Genomic DNA, 1,713 nt, shown 5'->3' on the forward strand with positions numbered 1-1,713 from the left:
CCTTGATCCACCGATGCGAGTAGCCGGATCAAGCCGCGCGTGAAATGGAAATGCCCCTTCTGAACTGGGAAAATGATGATGTTCGAAGTCAACATTCCCGTTCAAGAAAGGGGCACCTCTCAGGTGCTATTCAACCACACACCCGCGTCTGTGTCTCACTCCTTCGACGATGCGAACCTGACGGCCACTACCGGGCTCGTCCCGATCATGAGCCTCGCCCAGATGGCGGGCCTGCCAGACCTCGCCGAAGACCGTCTGACCGTGACCACCACCGGAGCCGACAAGGGCGCGAACCCGGCACCGAAACTGGCTACCCTGGTCGCGGGAATGGCTGCCGGGGCCGACTCGATCGATGACATGAACATCCTCCGCCACGGCGGCATGCAACACCTCTTCGATCGTGTCTACGCGCCCTCGACCCTGGGGTCGTTCCTGCGCTCGTTCGCCTTCGGCCACGTCCGGCAACTCGACGCGATCTCTTCCCGTTTCCTGACCAACCTCAACGAGCACACACCGCTGCTACCAGCCAGCGAAGACACTGGACAAGCGATGGTGTTCGTCGATGTCGACGACACCGTCATCGATGTCCACTCCGCGTCGAAGCAGGGAGCTGGATTCGGCTACCAAGGCAGTCGTGGCCTCAACGCACTGTTGGCGACCGCATCGACGGGCGACTCCGGCCAGATCATCGTCGGCCAGCGCCTGCGCAAGGGCTCAACCTCGTCAGCCCGGGGTGCTGACAAGTTCGTCGCCGACGCTCTGGCCACCACGACCCGAATCAACTCCGGCCTCCCAGCCCTGGTCAGGGCTGATTCGGCGTACTACTCCTCGACTGTGACCAAAGCCGCCCGGGATGCCGGGGCTGAAGTATCGATCACGGTCCGCATGGACAAGAAGGTCAAAGCAGCGATCGGAACAATCAGCGACGGCGCATGGACTGGCATCGAATACCCCGAAGCGATCTACGACGAAGAGACCAGGGCCTGGATTTCGAAGGCCGAAGTCGCCGAGGTCCCGTTCACCGCATTCACCTCGAAGAAGAAGTCCCTGCACGCCGCCGGCCGCTTGGTGGTCCGCCGCATCCCTGAACTCAACGAGACCAAACGCACTGCCGGGCAGGACCCATTGTTCGACTTGTTCCGCTATCACGCGTTCTTCACCACGGTGGACAAAGACCGTTTCGACACCGTCGCTGCTGATCACATCCACCGCAAGCACGCGATCATCGAGCAGATCAATGCGGAGCTGAAGAACGGTGCCCTGGCACATATGCCCTCCGGGGTGTTCAACGCCAACGCCGCCTGGGTAGCAGTCGCAGCGATCACACACAACCTGCTGCGGGCTGCTGCCGGACTCATCGGTGGACGGATGAGCAAAGTGCGCGCTCAGACGCTGCGGACACGGATCATCAGCATCCCGGCCCGGATTGCTCACCGGGCCAGGAAACTGATCCTGCACCTGCCGAGACGGTGGCCGTGGGCGACGGAATTCGCACGACTCTGGCACGCGGCTCTGAGCCCACCTACACGATCATTGTCCTGACCGATTCGCTCCTGCTCGAGCACGACGCCGCAGGGTCTGGAGGAGACCCCGGGGAATCATCTATGTGGAAGAGACCGGTGAGAGACCGGGACACTACTTCCTGCCCTCGCACCGCGTTCGCACTCGAATCCGAGTGAGCCCCTTGCCATCAAGCGAACCGGTGGATCAAGG

General features: G+C 62.1%; 1 protein-coding gene. It reads left to right on the forward strand.

What is annotated here, in order from left to right; genetic code table 11:
* Positions 1–150 precede the first annotated feature (150 nt).
* Entirely contained in the window at positions 151–1,542 is a 1,392-nt protein-coding gene (locus BSP109_RS16500; protein WP_101602047.1) for an IS1380-like element ISBli4 family transposase, read from the forward strand.
* Positions 1,543–1,713 lie beyond the last annotated feature (171 nt).

The organism is Brevibacterium sp. Mu109 (assembly GCF_900169375.1).
GTDB lineage: Bacteria > Actinomycetota > Actinomycetes > Actinomycetales > Brevibacteriaceae > Brevibacterium > Brevibacterium yomogidense_A.